The organism is Sebaldella sp. S0638, from assembly GCF_024158605.1.
In the GTDB taxonomy this organism is placed as follows: Bacteria; Fusobacteriota; Fusobacteriia; order Fusobacteriales; family Leptotrichiaceae; genus Sebaldella.
Genome location: NZ_JAMZGM010000286.1, coordinates 1 through 770 on the forward strand (window position 1 = coordinate 1; position 770 = coordinate 770).

The window sequence follows — 770 nt, forward strand, 5'->3', positions numbered from 1 at the left end:
TTTTTCTTATATTCTTTTGAAGTATTGGCAAAATACAGCTGTTCATTTAATTTCTTTATTTCCTGTGTATATTGTTCAACTGCTCCCTTATCTCCCAGAGTTCTTGCTAAATCCCTTGATGTTTCTTTTATTTTTATAAATGATTGTAATACTTCGGCATTTGACCAGTCCAGGGCATCTCTAAAATCTATTATTTTTGTTATTTCGAGTTTATCTAGTTCACTTCTGGCATTCTTTATTTTCCCAGCAAGTTCCTGACTGTTTATGCTAAATTCTTTTATCTGTTTATTAAGGCTTTCAAGCATCTGCTCCCATTTATCTTTCTCTGGCTTCTTTTCTTTACTGCCTTTGTTTTTCTTACTTCCTCCACCTGTTTTATTGTAATCTCCAAGATTTGGCTTACTTATATTTTTACTCAAACCTCTTATGGCATTTTCCAAATCAGATACATTTTTCTCCCCTTCATTTACAACTACTCCATTTTGAGCACTTCTCTGGACTATGTTATACATTCCATTTAGTCCTCTTGAGATTGCCGTATGAAGTTCGCTTCCCATTATTGTGATATGGTCATTTGTTTCTAGAAACCCCTGTATAATATCCATTGATAGGGATTCCTTAGTTCCGTCTATTCTTCCTACTATATCCCCTTTAGCATTCCTTACTAATCCCGATATCTTGCCTGATTCTTCCGATACTTTTGCGTGAACATTGGTTAGACTGTTTGTCAGTTCGTCCTTTTTCATTAAGCTGTCTATTTTGCCGTCTAT

At 34.7% G+C, this 770-nt stretch carries 1 pseudogene; it reads right to left on the minus strand.

Annotation, left to right across the window (positions count from 1 at the left end):
* Window positions 1–770 (minus strand): annotated as a pseudogene (locus NK213_RS20320) (hypothetical protein); the annotation flags it as partial.